This is a genomic window from Paraburkholderia sp. BR13439, from assembly GCF_040948805.1.
Taxonomy (GTDB): domain Bacteria; phylum Pseudomonadota; class Gammaproteobacteria; order Burkholderiales; family Burkholderiaceae; genus Paraburkholderia; species Paraburkholderia youngii.
In genome coordinates, this window is sequence record NZ_JBFPKN010000013.1 from 102510 (window position 1) to 117112 (window position 14603).

The window sequence follows — 14603 nt, forward strand, 5'->3', positions numbered from 1 at the left end:
CGCCTTTGATCCGCCGCACGCGGAAAGTAACGAATCTAGACTCGGAACGACTCGCCGCAGCCGCATTCGTCTTTCACGTTCGGGTTGTTGAACTTGAAGCCTTCGTTCAGCCCTTCGCGCGCGAAGTCGAGCTCCGTGCCGTCGATATACGCGAGACTCTTCGGGTCGACCACGACCTTCACGCCGCCTGTCTCGAAGACCTGATCTTCCGGCGCGAGTTCGTCCACGTACTCGAGCTTGTAGGCGAGGCCCGAGCAACCGGTGGTGCGCACGCCGACGCGCAACCCGATGCCTTTACCACGGCGGGTCAGATACTTCTGGACGTGCTGTGCTGCCTTTTCGGTCAACGTAATTGCCATAACGTTTCTCAGTTGCCGGTGTGCTTGGCGCGCTTGTTCGCGCCGCGCTCACCGGTTGCTTCGTTCTTACCTTGTTGCTGCTCAGGCGGCCTTGCCGTCTTCGGCGACCGCCGCTTCGCCGTGACGCTGCTTATAGTCGGCGACTGCTGCCTTGATCGCATCTTCCGCGAGGATCGAGCAGTGGATCTTCACCGGCGGCAGTGCCAGTTCTTCGGCGATCTGCGTGTTCTTGATCGACATGGCCTGGTCTAGCGTCTTGCCCTTCACCCACTCGGTGACGAGCGAGCTCGACGCGATGGCCGAGCCGCAGCCGTAGGTCTTGAACTTCGCGTCTTCGATGATGCCGTCCGCGCCGACGCGGATCTGCAGTTTCATCACGTCGCCGCAGGCCGGCGCACCGACCATGCCGGTACCGACCGTGTCGTCGTCCTTGGCGAAGGAACCGACGTTGCGCGGGTTTTCGTAGTGGTCGAGGACCTTGTCGCTATAAGCCATGATTACACTCCTTGATTCGTTTCAACCTGCAATCCGATGAACGTTCGATGTCGGTTTCGTTCAGCGGGCGCGTCAGTGCGCGGCCCACTGGATGGTCGACAGATCGATGCCGTCCTTGTGCATTTCCCACAGCGGCGACAAATCGCGCAGCTTGGAAATCTTCGTCTTCAGCAGGTTGATCACGTAGTCGATTTCCTGCTCGGTCGTGAAGCGTCCCACCGTGAAGCGGATCGAGCTGTGCGCCAGTTCGTCGTTGCGGCCGAGCGCGCGCAGCACGTACGACGGCTCCAGCGACGCCGACGTGCACGCCGAACCCGACGACACCGCGACGTCCTTCACCGCCATGATCAGCGATTCGCCTTCGACGAAATTGAAGCTGATGTTCAGGTTGTGCGGCACACGCTTTTCCATGTCGCCGTTCACATACACTTCCTCGATTTCCGACAAGCCTTTGAGCAAACGGTCACGCAGCATGCGGATGCGCTCGTTTTCGGTCGCCATCTCTTCACGCGCGATACGGAACGCTTCGCCCATGCCGACGATCTGGTGCGTCGCGAGCGTGCCCGAACGCATACCGCGCTCGTGGCCGCCGCCGTGCATCTGCGCCTCGATCCGGATGCGCGGCTTGCGACGCACGTACAGCGCGCCGATGCCCTTCGGGCCGTAGGTCTTGTGCGCCGAGAACGACATCAGGTCGACCTTCAGCTTCTGCAGATCGATCTGGATCTTGCCGGTGGCCTGCGCCGCGTCGACGTGGAAAATGATGCCTTTTTCACGCGTGATCTCGCCGATCGCCTCGATGTCCTGGATCACGCCGATCTCGTTGTTGACCGACATCACCGACACCAGAATCGTGTCCGGGCGCAGCGCCGCCTTGAATGCGTCGAGGTCGATCAGACCGTCGTCCTTGACATCCAGATAGGTGACTTCGAAGCCTTCGCGCTCGAGTTCGCGGGTGGTGTCCAGCACGGCCTTGTGCTCGGTCTTCACCGTGACGATGTGCTTGCCCTTGCTCTTGTAGAAGTGCGCGGCACCTTTCAGAGCGAGGTTGTCCGACTCCGTCGCACCCGAGGTCCAGATGATTTCGCGCGGATCGGCGTTCACGAGCGCTGCGACCTGCTCGCGCGCTTCCTCGACCGCGCGTTCGGCGTTCCAGCCATAAGCGTGGCTACGCGACGCGGGGTTACCGAACTGTTCACGCAGATACGGGATCATCTTGTCCACCACACGCGGATCGATCGGCGTCGTGGCGCTGTAGTCCATGTAGATGGGCAGATGGAGAGAGTCGTTGTTCATCAATTGCTCCGGGGACGTCATGTGCTCTGGCTTCTGGATTCGATATGGGGCTGCGGCGGAAGATTTCTATCGCGTGCCGCGCTTCACGAACCGGCCATGTTGAAAACGGAATTGGGACCCTTGGGCGCCACGCGGACGGGTTCGACCGCCGGCGCGTCGCTGCGCCTGTCGCGCAGCACCGCCGGCGCGCCTTCGCGCGAGCGCTGCTGGTCGACCAGATCCTTTAGCGAAACCGAATCGAGGTATTCGACCATTTTCTGGTTCAGCGTCGACCACAGCTCATGCGTCATGCAGTGGCCATCGTGCTGCTTGGTGCCTTCGCACGTGCCCTTGCCGCCGCACTGGGTGGCGTCGAGCGGCTCGTCGACCGCGATGATGATGTCGGCCACCGTCACCTCCTCGGCACGGCGCGCGAGATTGTAGCCACCGCCCGGTCCGCGCACGGACTCGACGATTTCATGACGGCGCAGCTTGCCAAACAGCTGCTCGAGATACGACAGGGAGATGTGTTGGCGCTGGCTGATACCCGCAAGCGTCACCGGGCCCTGCTCCTGGCGCAACGCCAGGTCGATCATCGCCGTGACGGCGAAACGGCCTTTCGTGGTGAGTCTCATATGATGTGGGAACCGCAATTCTCGACAAGTTTTGTCAAGTATAAATACATGACCGATTTAGTCAAGTATGGGCGGCAAATTTTGTGTCATCTGCTTAATTGATCACCATACTTCGACGCCAGATTCACATGCGCGGCACACGCGGCATGAGGCTGCGGTTGTCACCCGAGGCATTCGCCCGCGCTCTTCGCCCGATACCTACGCGAGCAACTGCGGGCGCAGCGCGGCGATCAGCCCGCGGCAGGCTGCTTCGCACTGATCGAGCACCAACTCGAAGCCTTCCGCGCCGCCGAAATACGGGTCGACGATCTCGCGCGCCGCTCCAGCGGCCATCCGACTCCGGCACGAACTCCATCAGCAGACGGATCTTGTCACGCTGAGAAGGCGGGCACAGTTGCCGCAACGTGGCGACGTTGCGGTCGTCCATTGCAATCAGCAGATCGAAGCGCTCGAAGTCCGCGACCGTGATCTGGCGGCCGCGCAGCGCGTCGAGGGCATAGCCGCGCTGGCGCGCCGCGTGTTGCGCGCGTTCGTCGGGCGGCGCGCCGATGTGCCAATCGCCGGTGCCGGCCGAATCGATCAGAATGCGATCCGCGAGCTTCGCCTCGTCGACCAGATGACGCATCACGCCCTCCGCCGTCGGTGAACGGCAGATATTCCCGAGGCAAACAAAACAGATGGACACAGTTTTCATCAGGGATTCTTCGGCGCTCCAGGCGCCGCGCGTGAGGTCATCAGACAGTCAGCGGACTGCGCCGCGATTATACAAACCTCGACGGATTCGCGCCGGTTGTGGTACAGCCGCGCAAGCGCAGCGGGCTTCGTCCCGTCGCGGTCCGCCGCGACTGCCTACGACGCCTCGGCCAGCGGGGTCGCCGCGGCGGCAGGCATCGGTTTAGCCGGCAATGCCGACGCTGTGTCGATCATGCCGTATGACACCGCGCGTGCGAGTTCCGCGGTCAGATGGTTGGCATCGAGCGGCATCTGCGGAGCGCGCGAAGAGGTTTGGCCGCTGACGTGCAGGTAGGCGAGCACCGCGAGCGACACAACGATGGCGAGAGGCCAGTACACCGATATTGTCTTTTTCATGATGTGTTTTCCAATTAGGGGCGCATGAGCTTTTGGCGCACTATGCCCAGTCCAAATGCTATAGGAATTCACAATCAGGAAAAACCCGCGCACACGGGATACATCGTTGCTCGAAATGGAACAGTCAATTGACAGGTCTTCCACGAGCGCTTGCGCAATCGCTGGCACGAAAAAGAAGACCTTACAAACTCATACAAAGCCGCCGCGACGGAAAGCGATAATGATGGTCTTATTCTTACATCGACATTTCTTTGCACTTGCAACTGGTCCCACAAAATGAAACGCATTGCACCTCTCGCTGGCCTCGTGGCCGCCGCGCTGCTCGGCGGCTGCGCGGTCTATCCCGACGGCACGCCGATGTATGGCAACGGCTACGGCGCCTATAGCGGCTATGACGATTACGCGCCGGGCGTAGCGGTCGTGCCGCAATCCAATGTGTACCTCGGCTACAGCGATTACGGTCCGGGACGCTACTACGGGCCGCCGCCGGGCCGTGGCTTCCGCGGTCATCCGGGCGACAACGACCACGACAATCACGGCAACGATCGTGGCAACAATGGTGGCGGTCCTGGACAGCCGCACGGCGGGCCACCGCCGCAGGGCGCAGCGGGCGGTCCGCACGGCCCGAGCGGGGCGAATGGCGGCCCGCGCCCCGGCGCAGGGGGCCCGCCGCCGGCGCAGCCGCAGCCGCAGCCGCAAGCAGGCAACGGCGGACGGGGCAACGACTGGGTGAGAAATGCGCCTGCCCGTCGCCCGGGGCAACCGACGGAACATTGAGGACCGTCCGACGTCGAGTTAGTCCCGCCCGCGCCCACGATGACAGCTGCGTGAGCGCGCAGCCGTCAAACCACTCCCAGTGCCGCCGGCTCAGCCAATATGACTGCGCTGCGCGGCATACAACTCCCGGAACGTACGACCCACCGGCGCCGGGATGTCGCGCGTATCGGTCCAGCCCGCGCCGCCGAGCGGCAGCTTTGCAATCGACCGATTGCGCCCACCCATGCGTTCCAGCACGCGCACGGCGAGTTTCGTAAAGAGCGCATAGGCATCGGGATGCAGCGCGAGCCAACCCCACACCGCCAACCCGGCGCGCTCCTTCCACGGCCGCAGGTGTCGCTCCATCTGCTTTTCGCGCAGCTTGCGCAACAGATCGGACAATGGGATACCGACCGGGCACACGCTATTGCATTCGCCGCACAACGTTGCTGCTTGCGGCAAATCGAGCGCCTTGTCGATGCCGACATAGCTCGGCGTCAGCACCGAGCCCATCGGCCCCGGATACACCCACCCGTACGCATGTCCGCCGACCTTCTGATACACCGGGCAATGATTCATGCACGCGCCGCAGCGGATGCAGCGAAGCATCTCCTGAAAGTCTCCGCCGATCAGCCCAGTTCGGCCACCGTCGACGAGCACCACGTACATATGCTCTGGCCCGTCCTGATCGCCCGCGCCACGCGGCCCGGTCAGCACCGAAAAATAGTTCGAGGTCGCCTGCCCGGTTGCCGAACGCGGCAGCAGGCGCATCGCTGTCGCGAGATCCTCGAGCGTCGGCAACACCTTCTCGATGCCGGTGACAGCGACGTGCACGCGCGGCATAACAGTGCACATGCCCTCGTTGCCTTCGTTGGTCACGACCACCACCGAGCCCGTTTCCGCGATGATGAAATTGCCGCCCGTCACGCCCATGTCCGCGCTCAGAAAATGCGGCCGCAGCATCTCGCGCGCCTCGCGCGTCATGTCGGGAATCTCGGTGAGCCGCGGCCGGCCGTGGGTCTTCGCGAACAGATCGGCGATCTCGTCTTTATCCTTGTGAACGACCGGCGCGATGATGTGGCTCGGCGGCTCGTTGTCGTTGATCTGCAGGATGTATTCGCCGAGATCGGTTTCGATCGACTGGACGCCCATCTGCCCGAGCACTTCGTTCAGGCGCATTTCCTCGGTGACCATCGACTTGGTCTTGATCACCTTCTTTACGTCGTGCTTGCGCGCGATGTCGCCGACGAGCCGCGCAGCGTCCTGCGTGGTCTCCGCGAATAGCATCGTCACGCCGCGCCGGGTCGCCTCGCGTTCGAAGGTTTCGAGCCACACGTCGAGATTCTCGAGCGCGCGATTGCGACGCTCCTTGAGCGCCGCGCGGGTCGTGGGAAAGTCGATCGCGGTGATCGCGCGGGCGCGCGCCGACACGAACTTCGTAGACAGTTTGGTCAGGTTCTGCTGCAGGCGCTGGTCGGCGAGTTTCTGACCGGCGCGAGCCTTGAACTGCATCGATTGGACTTGCATGGCGGCCCTGAGGAGATCGGATTGAAAACGCGCGGCGTATCCGCGCGCGACGCAATGCGTGAAAGACGCGAGAGACGCGACGCGAACAATCGCCGTGTTCGCCGCGCGGGGCTTACACGTCGCCGGCCAGCACCTGCGCAATATGCAGCACGCGCGTCGTGGAGTCGCCCTGGCGGCGCAGCCGCCCTTCGATATTCAACATGCAGCCGAGGTCGCCGAGCACGACCGTACCGGCACCGCTCGCGGCGATGTTGGCGCACTTTTCGTCGACGATCGCGGTCGAGATATCGCCGTACTTGACCGCGAACGTGCCGCCGAAGCCGCAGCAATGCTCGCAACCGTTCATTTCGGTGACCGCGACGCCGACCTGCGCGAGCAGTTCGCGCGGCTGCGCCTTCACGCCCAGTTCCCGCAGGCCCGAGCATGAGTCGTGATAAGTCACCTGCCCTGCGAACTCGCCCGGTTGCAGCTGCACCTTCGCGACGTTGACGAGGAAGTCCGTCAGTTCGAACACCTTGCCGCGCAGGCGGCCGAAACGGTTCATCAGTTCGGGATCGTCGCGGAACAGGTCGCCGTAGTGCGCGCGGATCATGCCGCCGCACGAACCCGACGGCACCACCACGTAGTCGAACTGTTCGAACTCGCGCAGCGTTTTCTCAGCGAGTTCGCGCGCGAGCCGGCGGTCTCCGGAGTTGTACGCGGGTTGCCCGCAACAGGTTTGCGCAGGCGGCACGATGACCTCGAAACCGGCGCCTTCGATCAGCTTGATGACCGAAAAACCGATCTCGGGACGCATCAGGTCGATCAGGCACGTGACGAACAATCCGACTCGCATGAGCCCTCCTTTCGGGGAAACGTCCCTGATTATCCGCTGTTTGCCGGGGCAATACCAACGGCCGGAAGGCATAGGAAGCAGCACCGTCGGATTGGAAGCGCGCCTCGAAGCGCGTTCGCTTTTTTCACAATACGAGATACAATCAGTTTTCGCTGTTTGACGCATCCACCGATTCTCATATGAGCGATACGAACCCGGATCCCAAAACCTCGATCCAGGTGATCGAACGCATGATGCGCCTGCTCGACGCACTGGCGGCACATAGCGACCCGGTCAGCCTGAAAGAACTGGCCCTCCGCACGGAGCTGCACCCCTCCACCGCGCACCGGATCCTGAACGATATGGTGATGTGCCGGCTGGTCGACCGTTCGGACCCCGGCACCTACCGTCTCGGCATGCGCCTGCTCGAACTCGGCAATCTCGTCAAGGCGCGCCTGTCCGTGCGCGACGCGGCGCTCACGCCGATGCGCGAGCTGCACCGTCAGACCGGGCAGACCGTGAACCTGTCGGTGCGTCAGGGCGACGAAATCGTCTATATCGAACGCGCGTATTCGGAGCGCTCGGGCATGCAGGTGGTGCGGGCGATCGGCGGGCGCGCGCCGCTCCATCTGACTTCGGTCGGCAAGCTGTTCCTCGCCGCCGACGAAGCCACCCGCGTGCGTGCCTACGCAACCCGCACCGGTCTTTCGGGCCACACGCAAAACAGCATCACCGATCTCGCGAAACTCGAGCGCGAGCTGTCGCATGTGCGCCAGCAGGCCTGCGCGCGCGACAACGAGGAACTGGAGTTGGGCGTGCGCTGCATCGCCGCCGGCATCTACGACGATACGGGCAAGCTGGTCGCGGGGCTGTCGCTGTCGGCGCCGGCCGATCGCTTGCAGGATTCGTGGTTGGGCCAGTTGAGCCAGACCGCGTTGATGATTTCGGAGTCGCTAGGCTACCGGCCGCAGGCGCAGCAGGATCATTCGCACGGCTCGCACAGTTCGCACAGTTCGCACGGCCAGCATTCGTAGGCCGCACGCACAGGGGCCGCCTGACCGCCGTTGCACCGTTGCGCTCGCCGTCTTCGACGCCAACGAAAAAAGCCTCGCATCCGCGAGGCTTTTTCTTGGCACGACAACTGCCGCCGGCCGGAATACGATCAGCTGACTAATCGTTCCGGCTTCAGGTACCGGGACCGCCGGCATCGGCGCTCGTGATACGTGTCTGGTCGCCGCCGTTGTCGAGCCATGTACGCAGACGCGTCGCGTCCGCGAAACGCGAGTACTTGCCCGACGAATCGAGCAGCACCAGGATCATCGGCCGGCCGTGGATGGTCGCCTGCATCACGAGACACTCACCCGCTTCGTTGATGAAGCCGGTCTTCTGCAGACCGATGTCCCACGTCGGGTTGCGCACCAGCGCGTTCGTGCTGTTATACGCGAGCGTGCGCTTGCCGGTGTACACCTCGTAGCTGTGATCGGTCGAGAACTTGCGGATCAGCGGGTACTGATACGCCGCGTTGACCATCTTCACCAGATCGCGCGCGCTCGACACGTTCATGCTCGTCAAACCGGTCGGGTTCTCGAAGTGCGTGTCGTTCATGCCGAGTTGCCTGGCCTTCGCGTTCATGGCCGCAAGGAACGCCGGGCGGCCGCCCGGGTAGTAGCGCGACAACGCCGCCGCCGCGCGGTTTTCCGACGCCATCAGCGCGATGTGCAGCATGTCTTCGCGCGACAGCACCGAGCCCACCGCCAAACGCGAACCGGTGTTCTTCTCGTAGTCGCGGTCTTCGTCGGTGACTTCGATCTGGTCGGTCATCGGCTCTTTCGAATCGAGCACCACCATCGCGGTCATCAGCTTGCTGATCGATGCGATCGGTACCACAGCACGCGAGTTCTTGTCGAACAGCGTCTCACCGCTGTTCTGGTCGATTACGTAGGCGACGCTCGAGCGCAGCATCAGCGCGTCCGGCGTCTCGTGCAAACCAAACGCCTGGCCGACGCTCGGCTGGCGCGGCTCGTACGCAACGCGTCGCATCACCGAATGGTGCCGGCCGTTCGCCGCGAACGTCAGGCGCTTGCGTTTGACGCCGGCGCGCGGCGCATCTTCGTCTGCGGCAGCGGCTTTCACGGCCTCGCCGTTGCCGGCTTTCGCTGCCTCAGTTTTGCCGGCTTTCGCCGCACGGCTCGACACTTTTTCGGTGGCGGCCGCTTGCGCCGGCTTTTTGGCGGTTTTTGCGTGTGTGGAAGTTTTTGCGGATGCAGCAGACGTAGCTGCAAAAGTGCTGACAGGCGTAGCGAATGCCGCTGCGACGGCCAGCGAGACGGCCACCGACAGAGCGGTGCTGCGCGCCGCGCCGTGGAGCGCCTTTAGCGACGAAAACATGTCGGTTTTCATGGGTGTTCGATAGGGAGCGGCGAGAGGTTTCCGCAAGTGTAGTAAAGCAACGAAAAATTAGCAATTTGAAGCACTTATATGCGGTCCTTAAACCGGCTTGTCAGCTCCGATCGCGAAAACACGAATAAGTGCCGCGCCTCGATCGAAAAAAACGATCGTCGCCAGCAAGCCTCGCCATTGCTGCCGCCCAGCCCAACCGAGCAGATCCTTGCAGGATAACGGCAATTTTGAGACAACCTTGATCCGGGGAAATACCGTCAGAGCGCCGGCGGAAACTACTGCGCCGCGCCATGAGGGCGTTGCGAGCGTGCGGCAGACTTTTAAGTGTCTGACGAAAGTCGCTAACGCGCATTCGACTGCCTTCGTTCTTTAACGTTCCTTGTCCTCGGGTGGTTTACATCGAATTGATGATGATCGGTTTTTCAGGGGCGAATCGCTGCGATGCAACCCCTCTCAGCCCCGCATAAAGGCTTTGACGGCGAAAAATAATTTCCCGACCGCCTCTTGCGGAGGTCGTTTATCTCGCACCAGCTAGGTGCGGCGACTCAATCGTTCCGCGTCATATTAATGACATGCCTACTGCATAACCTCTTGTTTTATCGGCGTTTTCTTAATATTGTGCAACGCACAAAAAACGCTTGACATTCCTTGTGACCATCCTAAAATGGGAACCATTGCTGCGATGCACAATACATCGCGGTCCAGGCGGACGATCAATCGGCGTCTTGCCACCCACCCAATGCGGTCCGCACAGACCGGCCGCGATCCAGGAGCGTAAACCATGACTCTGCTGACCCCTGAGCAATTCGCCGCAGCCCAGAAAGCCAACTTCGAAACCCTGTTCGGCCTGACGACCAAAGCATTTGAAGGCGTCGAAAAGCTGGTTGAGCTGAACCTGCAAGTTGTGAAGTCGACGCTCGCCGAAAGCCAGGAAAATGCCCAACGCGCGCTGTCCGTGAAGGACGCGCAGGAACTGCTGGCACTGCAAGCAAGCCTCGCGCAGCCGGTGGCTGAAAAGGCGCTGTCGTATGGCCGCCACGTGTACGAAATCGTTTCGGCAACGCAAGGTGAATTCACCCGCGTCGCGGAAGCGCAATTCGAAGAGCAAAACCGCAAGGTTCAGGCGCTCGTCGAAAACGTCGCCAAGAACGCACCGGCTGGTTCGGAAACCGCTGTCGCCGTGATGAAGTCGGCTATCACCGCCGCCAACACCACGTACGAAACGGTCCACAAGGCAACCCGTCAGGCTGTCGAAATCGCCGAAAGCAACTTCAATGCAGCTGCAACGGCCGCTTCGAAGGCAGCTTCGCAAGCCGCTGCGCAAGCATCGCGCGCTGCCGCCAAGAAGGCAGTCTAAGCTTCACGCATCAACACGCCAGGCGTTAAACACCTGGCGTCGTCGTCTTTCACGCCGGCTCAGCCTGCGCGCTGCGCCGGCGTTATCGCAAGCAACAGCGTCGTGCCGTTGCCGCTTATACGGTTTGATGGGCCGAACGCTCCGATACGTTGCAATGGACGTATCGTTTGCCCGGCCGCCAAGCCGGGATTTTTTTGCCCGCCTACCGGCCGCCAGGAAAACAGAAACGGCGCGCTCCGACATGGAGCGCGCCGTTTTTCTTTGCGCCACAGCCTGACGCACTTCGCCGGGCCCGCATGTCGCCATGCATTCCCGGCGCACCGCTTTACTTCTTCTTGACGGGCGGGAGATCGGTACAGACGCCTTCATACAACTCGGCCGCCATGCCGATCGATTCGCCGAGCGTCGGATGCGGATGGATCGTCTTGCCGATATCCGTTGCGTCCGCGCCCATCTCGATCGCGAGACAGACCTCGCTGATCAGGTCGCCCGCGTTCAGACCGACGATACCGCCACCGATCACGCGATGCGTCTCCTCATCGAACAGCAGCTTCGTGAAGCCTTCGTCGCGGCCGTTGGCGATCGCGCGGCCCGACGCGGCCCACGGGAATACCGCCTTGCCGAACTTGATGCCTTCGGCTTTCAGCTGGTCTTCCGTCTTGCCGGCCCATGCCACTTCCGGATCGGTGTATGCCACCGACGGAATCTGCATCGCGTCGAAGTACGCCTTCTCGCCATGCGCGGCTTCCGCCGCCACGTGGCCTTCGTGCACGGCCTTGTGCGCGAGCATCGGCTGACCGACGATATCGCCGATCGCGAAGATGTGCGGCACGTTCGTGCGCTGCTGATTGTCGACTTCGATGAAGCCGCGATCCGTCACCGCGACCCCGGCCTTTTCCGCGCCGATCCGCTTGCCGTTCGGCGAGCGGCCCACGGCCACCAGCACGAGGTCATAGCGTTGCGGCTCGGCCGGCGCCTTCTCGCCCTCGAACGACACGTAAATACCGTCGTCCTTCGCTTCGGCCGCGACGGTCTTGGTCTTCAGCATCACGTTCGCGAACCGCTTGCTGTTGTACTTCTCCCAGACCTTGACCAGATCGCGGTCCGCACCGGTCATCAGGCCTTCGAGCATTTCGACGACGTCGATCTGTGCGCCGAGCGTCGAGTACACGGTCGCCATTTCGAGGCCGATGATGCCGCCGCCGATCACCAGCATGCGCTGCGGAATCTGGCGCAGTTCGAGCGCGCCGGTCGAATCGACGACCCGCGGATCTTCCGGAATGAACGGCAGCTTCACCGCTTCCGAGCCCGCGGCGATGATCGCCTGCTTGAACTTGACGACCTTCTTGCCGCCCTCGGTCTGCACTTCCATATGGTTCGGATCGACGAACGCGCCGGTGCCCGTCACCACTTCGACTTTGCGCATCTTGGCCATGCCCGCGAGACCGCCGGTCAGCTTCTTGACCACGCCCGATTTGAAATCGCGCAGCTTGTCGAGGTCGATCTGCGGCTTGCCGAACGTGATGCCGTGCGACGCGAGATCAGCCGCTTCGTCGATGACGAGCGCGGTGTGCAGCAGCGCCTTCGACGGGATACAGCCGACGTTCAGACACACGCCGCCGAGCGTCGGATAACGCTCGACCAGCACGGTCTTCATACCGAGGTCGGCGGAGCGGAACGCGGCCGAATAGCCACCGGGGCCCGAACCGAGCACGAGCATGTCGCACTCGATGTCCGCACTGCCCGAATAGCTGCCGGCCTGCGGCGCCGGTGCGGCGGCCTTCGGCGCGGCAGGCGCCGGCGCGGGCGCCGCCTTTTCAGGTTCCTTCGCTGCCGGGGCGGCCGCGGCCGCGCCGCCCGCCGCTGCCTCGACGAGCGCGATCACCGTGCCCTGCGAAACCTTGTCGCCCGGCTTGATGCGCACTTCCTTGACGGTGCCGGCGGTATCGCTCGGCACTTCCATCGACGCCTTGTCGGATTCGAGCGTCAGCAGCGACTGCTCCTGCTCGATGACGTCGCCCGGCTTGATGTTGACTTCGATAACGTCGACGTCCTTGAAGTCACCGATGTCCGGCACTTTTACTTCGACGAGACTCATGGTGTCCCCTTCTCTTATTGATCGATGATGAGCGGCGCGTTCGGCGTGCATGGCGCACGCGAACGCGCGGACGGCGCGACGCGGATCGTTCGGAACTATCCGCGCCCGCGCCGGCGGACCTCATCAGCCGGTCAAAGAATCACACGCCGGAAATCGGCAAGAATCGAACCGAGGTATGCGTTGAAGCGCGCGGCTTCCGCTCCGTCGATCACGCGATGGTCGTACGACAGCGACAGCGGCATGGTCAGGCGCGGCTCGAACTGCTTGCCGTCCCACACCGGCTTCATCGCGCTGCGCGACAGGCCGAGAATCGCGACTTCAGGCGCATTGATGATCGGCGTGAAGTGCGTGCCGCCGATACCGCCCAGCGACGAGATCGAGAAGCAGCCACCCTGCATCTGGTCCGGCTTCAGCTTGCCTTCGCGCGCGGCCTTCGACAGGTCGGCCATTTCCTTCGCGATGTCGACGAGACCCTTCTTGTCCGCGTCGCGAATCACCGGAACGACGAGGCCGTTCGGCGTGTCCGCGGCAAAACCGATGTGGTAGTACTGCTTGAACACCAGGTTGTCGCCGTCGAGGCTCGCGTTGAAAGTCGGGAATTTCTTCAGGGCCGCCACGCAGGCCTTGATCACGAACGCGAGCATCGTGAACTTGACGCCCGCCTTTTCGTGTTCCTTGTTCAGCTTTACGCGCAGCGCTTCGAGCTCGGTGATGTCCGCTTCGTCGTTGTTCGTGACGTGCGGGATCATGACCCAGTTGCGATGCAGGTTCGCGCCCGAGATCTTCTTGATGCGCGACAGCGGCTTCGGATCGATCGGACCGAACTTCGTGAAGTCGACCTTCGGCCACGGCAGCAGATTCAGTTCGCCACCGCCGGCGGCCGGCGCGGCGGCTCCTGCCGGCGCCGCGCGCTGGCCGGTCATCACGCCCTTCACGAACGCGGTCACGTCGGCCTGCGTAATGCGGCCCTTCGGACCCGTGCCCTTCACCTGGCTCACGTCGACACCGAGTTCGCGCGCGAACTTGCGCACCGACGGCGAAGCGTGGCTCGGATGACGCGTGCCGCCTTCGCCGGCCGGGATCAGCGGCGCCTGCGCGAGCGCGGACGGCGCGGCCGGTGCCGGGCTCGGCGTGGCCGGTGCGTCGGACGGCTTTTCGGCCGGCGCCTTCGCGGCCGGCGCCGGCGCGGGTGCCGGGGCAGCGCCGCCTTCCGCTTCGATCACGACGATGACCGAGCCTTCCGACACGGTATCGCCAACCTTGACCTTCACTTCCTTGACGACGCCGGCGGCCGAGCTCGGCACGTCCATCGTCGCCTTGTCGGATTCGAGCGTGACGAGCGACTGTTCCTTCTCGACGCGATCGCCGACCTTCACCGCGATCTCGATCACGGGAACGTCTTTATAGTCGCCGATATCCGGCACCTTGATTTCCTGCACGCCGCCGCCTGCCGCCGCGGGCGCCGCGGCGGGAGCTGCCGCCGGCGCCGGTGCCGGTGCGGGCGCAGGAGCTGCCGCCGGCGCGGGCGCCGCGGCAGCCGCGTTGGCGCCTTCCAGCACGACGATCAGCGTGCCTTCGGACACCGCATCGCCGACCTTGACCTTCACTTCCTTGACGACGCCGTCAGCCGAGCTCGGCACGTCCATCGTCGCCTTGTCGGATTCCAGCGTAACGAGCGATTGCTCTTTTTCGACGGTGTCACCCGCCTTTACCAGCACCTCGATCACAGGGACGTCCTTGTAATCGCCGATGTCCGGCACCTTGACTTCGATCGCTTGACTCATTGTTAGTGTCTCCT

13 protein-coding genes and 1 pseudogene are annotated in these 14603 nt (G+C 63.0%); 3 read left to right on the forward strand and 11 right to left on the reverse strand.

What is annotated here, in order from left to right; all coding sequences use genetic code 11:
* Positions 1-35: 35 nt before the first annotated feature.
* The 6 genes and pseudogenes from iscA to AB3X96_RS24625 all read right to left on the reverse strand — a co-directional run bounded on the left by iscA (position 36) and on the right by AB3X96_RS24625 (position 3853).
* Entirely contained in the window at positions 36-359 is a 324-nt protein-coding gene (gene iscA / locus AB3X96_RS24600) for an iron-sulfur cluster assembly protein IscA (RefSeq protein ID WP_129959361.1), read from the reverse strand.
* Between the two features lie 81 nt (positions 360-440).
* Positions 441-854, reverse strand: a complete 414-nt coding sequence (iscU, locus tag AB3X96_RS24605) for a Fe-S cluster assembly scaffold IscU (protein WP_013089817.1) — start codon at positions 852-854, stop codon at positions 441-443.
* A 72-nt stretch (positions 855-926) separates the two neighbouring features.
* Positions 927-2150: an IscS subfamily cysteine desulfurase gene (locus AB3X96_RS24610; protein ID WP_176108193.1), complete on the reverse strand. Its 1224-nt coding sequence runs from the start codon at positions 2148-2150 to the stop codon at positions 927-929.
* A gap of 83 nt (positions 2151-2233) precedes the next feature.
* On the reverse strand, positions 2234-2764 hold the full coding sequence (gene iscR, locus AB3X96_RS24615; protein WP_013089819.1) for a Fe-S cluster assembly transcriptional regulator IscR: 531 nt from the start codon (positions 2762-2764) through the stop codon (positions 2234-2236).
* A gap of 198 nt (positions 2765-2962) precedes the next feature.
* Positions 2963-3458 (reverse strand): annotated as a pseudogene (locus AB3X96_RS24620) (low molecular weight protein-tyrosine-phosphatase).
* 155 nt (positions 3459-3613) lie between these two features.
* On the reverse strand, positions 3614-3853 hold the full coding sequence (locus AB3X96_RS24625; protein WP_368591771.1) for a hypothetical protein: 240 nt from the start codon (positions 3851-3853) through the stop codon (positions 3614-3616).
* A 276-nt stretch (positions 3854-4129) separates the two neighbouring features.
* Between AB3X96_RS24625 and AB3X96_RS24630 the strand changes: the two genes are divergently transcribed.
* Entirely contained in the window at positions 4130-4630 is a 501-nt protein-coding gene (locus tag AB3X96_RS24630) for a hypothetical protein (RefSeq protein WP_368591772.1), read from the forward strand.
* Between the two features lie 90 nt (positions 4631-4720).
* Here the strand turns inward: AB3X96_RS24630 and AB3X96_RS24635 are convergent, their stop codons facing one another.
* Together AB3X96_RS24635 and AB3X96_RS24640 are read right to left on the reverse strand one after the other, a co-directional pair.
* The gene (locus tag AB3X96_RS24635; RefSeq protein ID WP_368591773.1) at positions 4721-6136 is read right to left on the reverse strand and encodes a lactate utilization protein B; all 1416 of its coding nucleotides are present in this window, start codon (positions 6134-6136) and stop codon (positions 4721-4723) included.
* Positions 6137-6248: 112 nt separating this feature from the next.
* Positions 6249-6971 (reverse strand): (Fe-S)-binding protein, encoded by a 723-nt coding sequence (locus AB3X96_RS24640; protein ID WP_368591774.1) that lies wholly within the window; start codon positions 6969-6971, stop codon positions 6249-6251.
* Between the two features lie 179 nt (positions 6972-7150).
* Between AB3X96_RS24640 and AB3X96_RS24645 the strand changes: the two genes are divergently transcribed.
* Entirely contained in the window at positions 7151-7984 is an 834-nt protein-coding gene (locus tag AB3X96_RS24645; protein ID WP_368591775.1) for an IclR family transcriptional regulator, read from the forward strand.
* A gap of 151 nt (positions 7985-8135) precedes the next feature.
* On the opposite strand, the gene pbpG is transcribed toward AB3X96_RS24645, so the two are convergent.
* Positions 8136-9350 carry a D-alanyl-D-alanine endopeptidase gene (gene pbpG / locus AB3X96_RS24650; protein ID WP_368591776.1) on the reverse strand — a complete coding sequence of 405 codons (1215 nt, stop codon included), beginning with the start codon at positions 9348-9350 and terminating at the stop codon, positions 8136-8138.
* 781 nt (positions 9351-10131) lie between these two features.
* Here pbpG and AB3X96_RS24655 point away from each other — a divergent pair.
* Positions 10132-10707, forward strand: a complete 576-nt coding sequence (locus AB3X96_RS24655) for a phasin family protein (protein WP_013089827.1) — start codon at positions 10132-10134, stop codon at positions 10705-10707.
* A 325-nt stretch (positions 10708-11032) separates the two neighbouring features.
* Here the strand turns inward: AB3X96_RS24655 and lpdA are convergent, their stop codons facing one another.
* Both lpdA and aceF read right to left on the reverse strand, forming a co-directional pair.
* Entirely contained in the window at positions 11033-12805 is a 1773-nt protein-coding gene (gene lpdA, locus AB3X96_RS24660) for a dihydrolipoyl dehydrogenase (RefSeq protein WP_368591777.1), read from the reverse strand.
* A gap of 131 nt (positions 12806-12936) precedes the next feature.
* Positions 12937-14589 carry a dihydrolipoyllysine-residue acetyltransferase gene (aceF, locus tag AB3X96_RS24665; protein WP_368591778.1) on the reverse strand — a complete coding sequence of 551 codons (1653 nt, stop codon included), beginning with the start codon at positions 14587-14589 and terminating at the stop codon, positions 12937-12939.
* Between the last annotated feature and the right edge of the window lie 14 nt (positions 14590-14603).

Bases quoted from the DNA above. Each gene is read 5' to 3' on its own strand.
- AB3X96_RS24635 (WP_368591773.1), bottom strand. From the start codon at position 6,136: ATGCAAGTCCAATCGATGCAGTTCAAGGCTCGCGCCGGTCAGAAACTC.
- AB3X96_RS24630 (WP_368591772.1), top strand. From the start codon at position 4,130: ATGAAACGCATTGCACCTCTCGCTGGCCTCGTGGCCGCCGCGCTGCTC.
- AB3X96_RS24625 (WP_368591771.1), bottom strand. From the start codon at position 3,853: ATGAAAAAGACAATATCGGTGTACTGGCCTCTCGCCATCGTTGTGTCG.
- AB3X96_RS24655 (WP_013089827.1), top strand. From the start codon at position 10,132: ATGACTCTGCTGACCCCTGAGCAATTCGCCGCAGCCCAGAAAGCCAAC.
- pbpG (WP_368591776.1), bottom strand. From the start codon at position 9,350: ATGAAAACCGACATGTTTTCGTCGCTAAAGGCGCTCCACGGCGCGGCG.
- aceF (WP_368591778.1), bottom strand. From the start codon at position 14,589: ATGAGTCAAGCGATCGAAGTCAAGGTGCCGGACATCGGCGATTACAAG.
- iscA (WP_129959361.1), bottom strand. From the start codon at position 359: ATGGCAATTACGTTGACCGAAAAGGCAGCACAGCACGTCCAGAAGTAT.
- AB3X96_RS24645 (WP_368591775.1), top strand. From the start codon at position 7,151: ATGAGCGATACGAACCCGGATCCCAAAACCTCGATCCAGGTGATCGAA.
- AB3X96_RS24610 (WP_176108193.1), bottom strand. From the start codon at position 2,150: ATGAACAACGACTCTCTCCATCTGCCCATCTACATGGACTACAGCGCC.
- lpdA (WP_368591777.1), bottom strand. From the start codon at position 12,805: ATGAGTCTCGTCGAAGTAAAAGTGCCGGACATCGGTGACTTCAAGGAC.
- iscU (WP_013089817.1), bottom strand. From the start codon at position 854: ATGGCTTATAGCGACAAGGTCCTCGACCACTACGAAAACCCGCGCAAC.
- iscR (WP_013089819.1), bottom strand. From the start codon at position 2,764: ATGAGACTCACCACGAAAGGCCGTTTCGCCGTCACGGCGATGATCGAC.
- AB3X96_RS24640 (WP_368591774.1), bottom strand. From the start codon at position 6,971: ATGCGAGTCGGATTGTTCGTCACGTGCCTGATCGACCTGATGCGTCCC.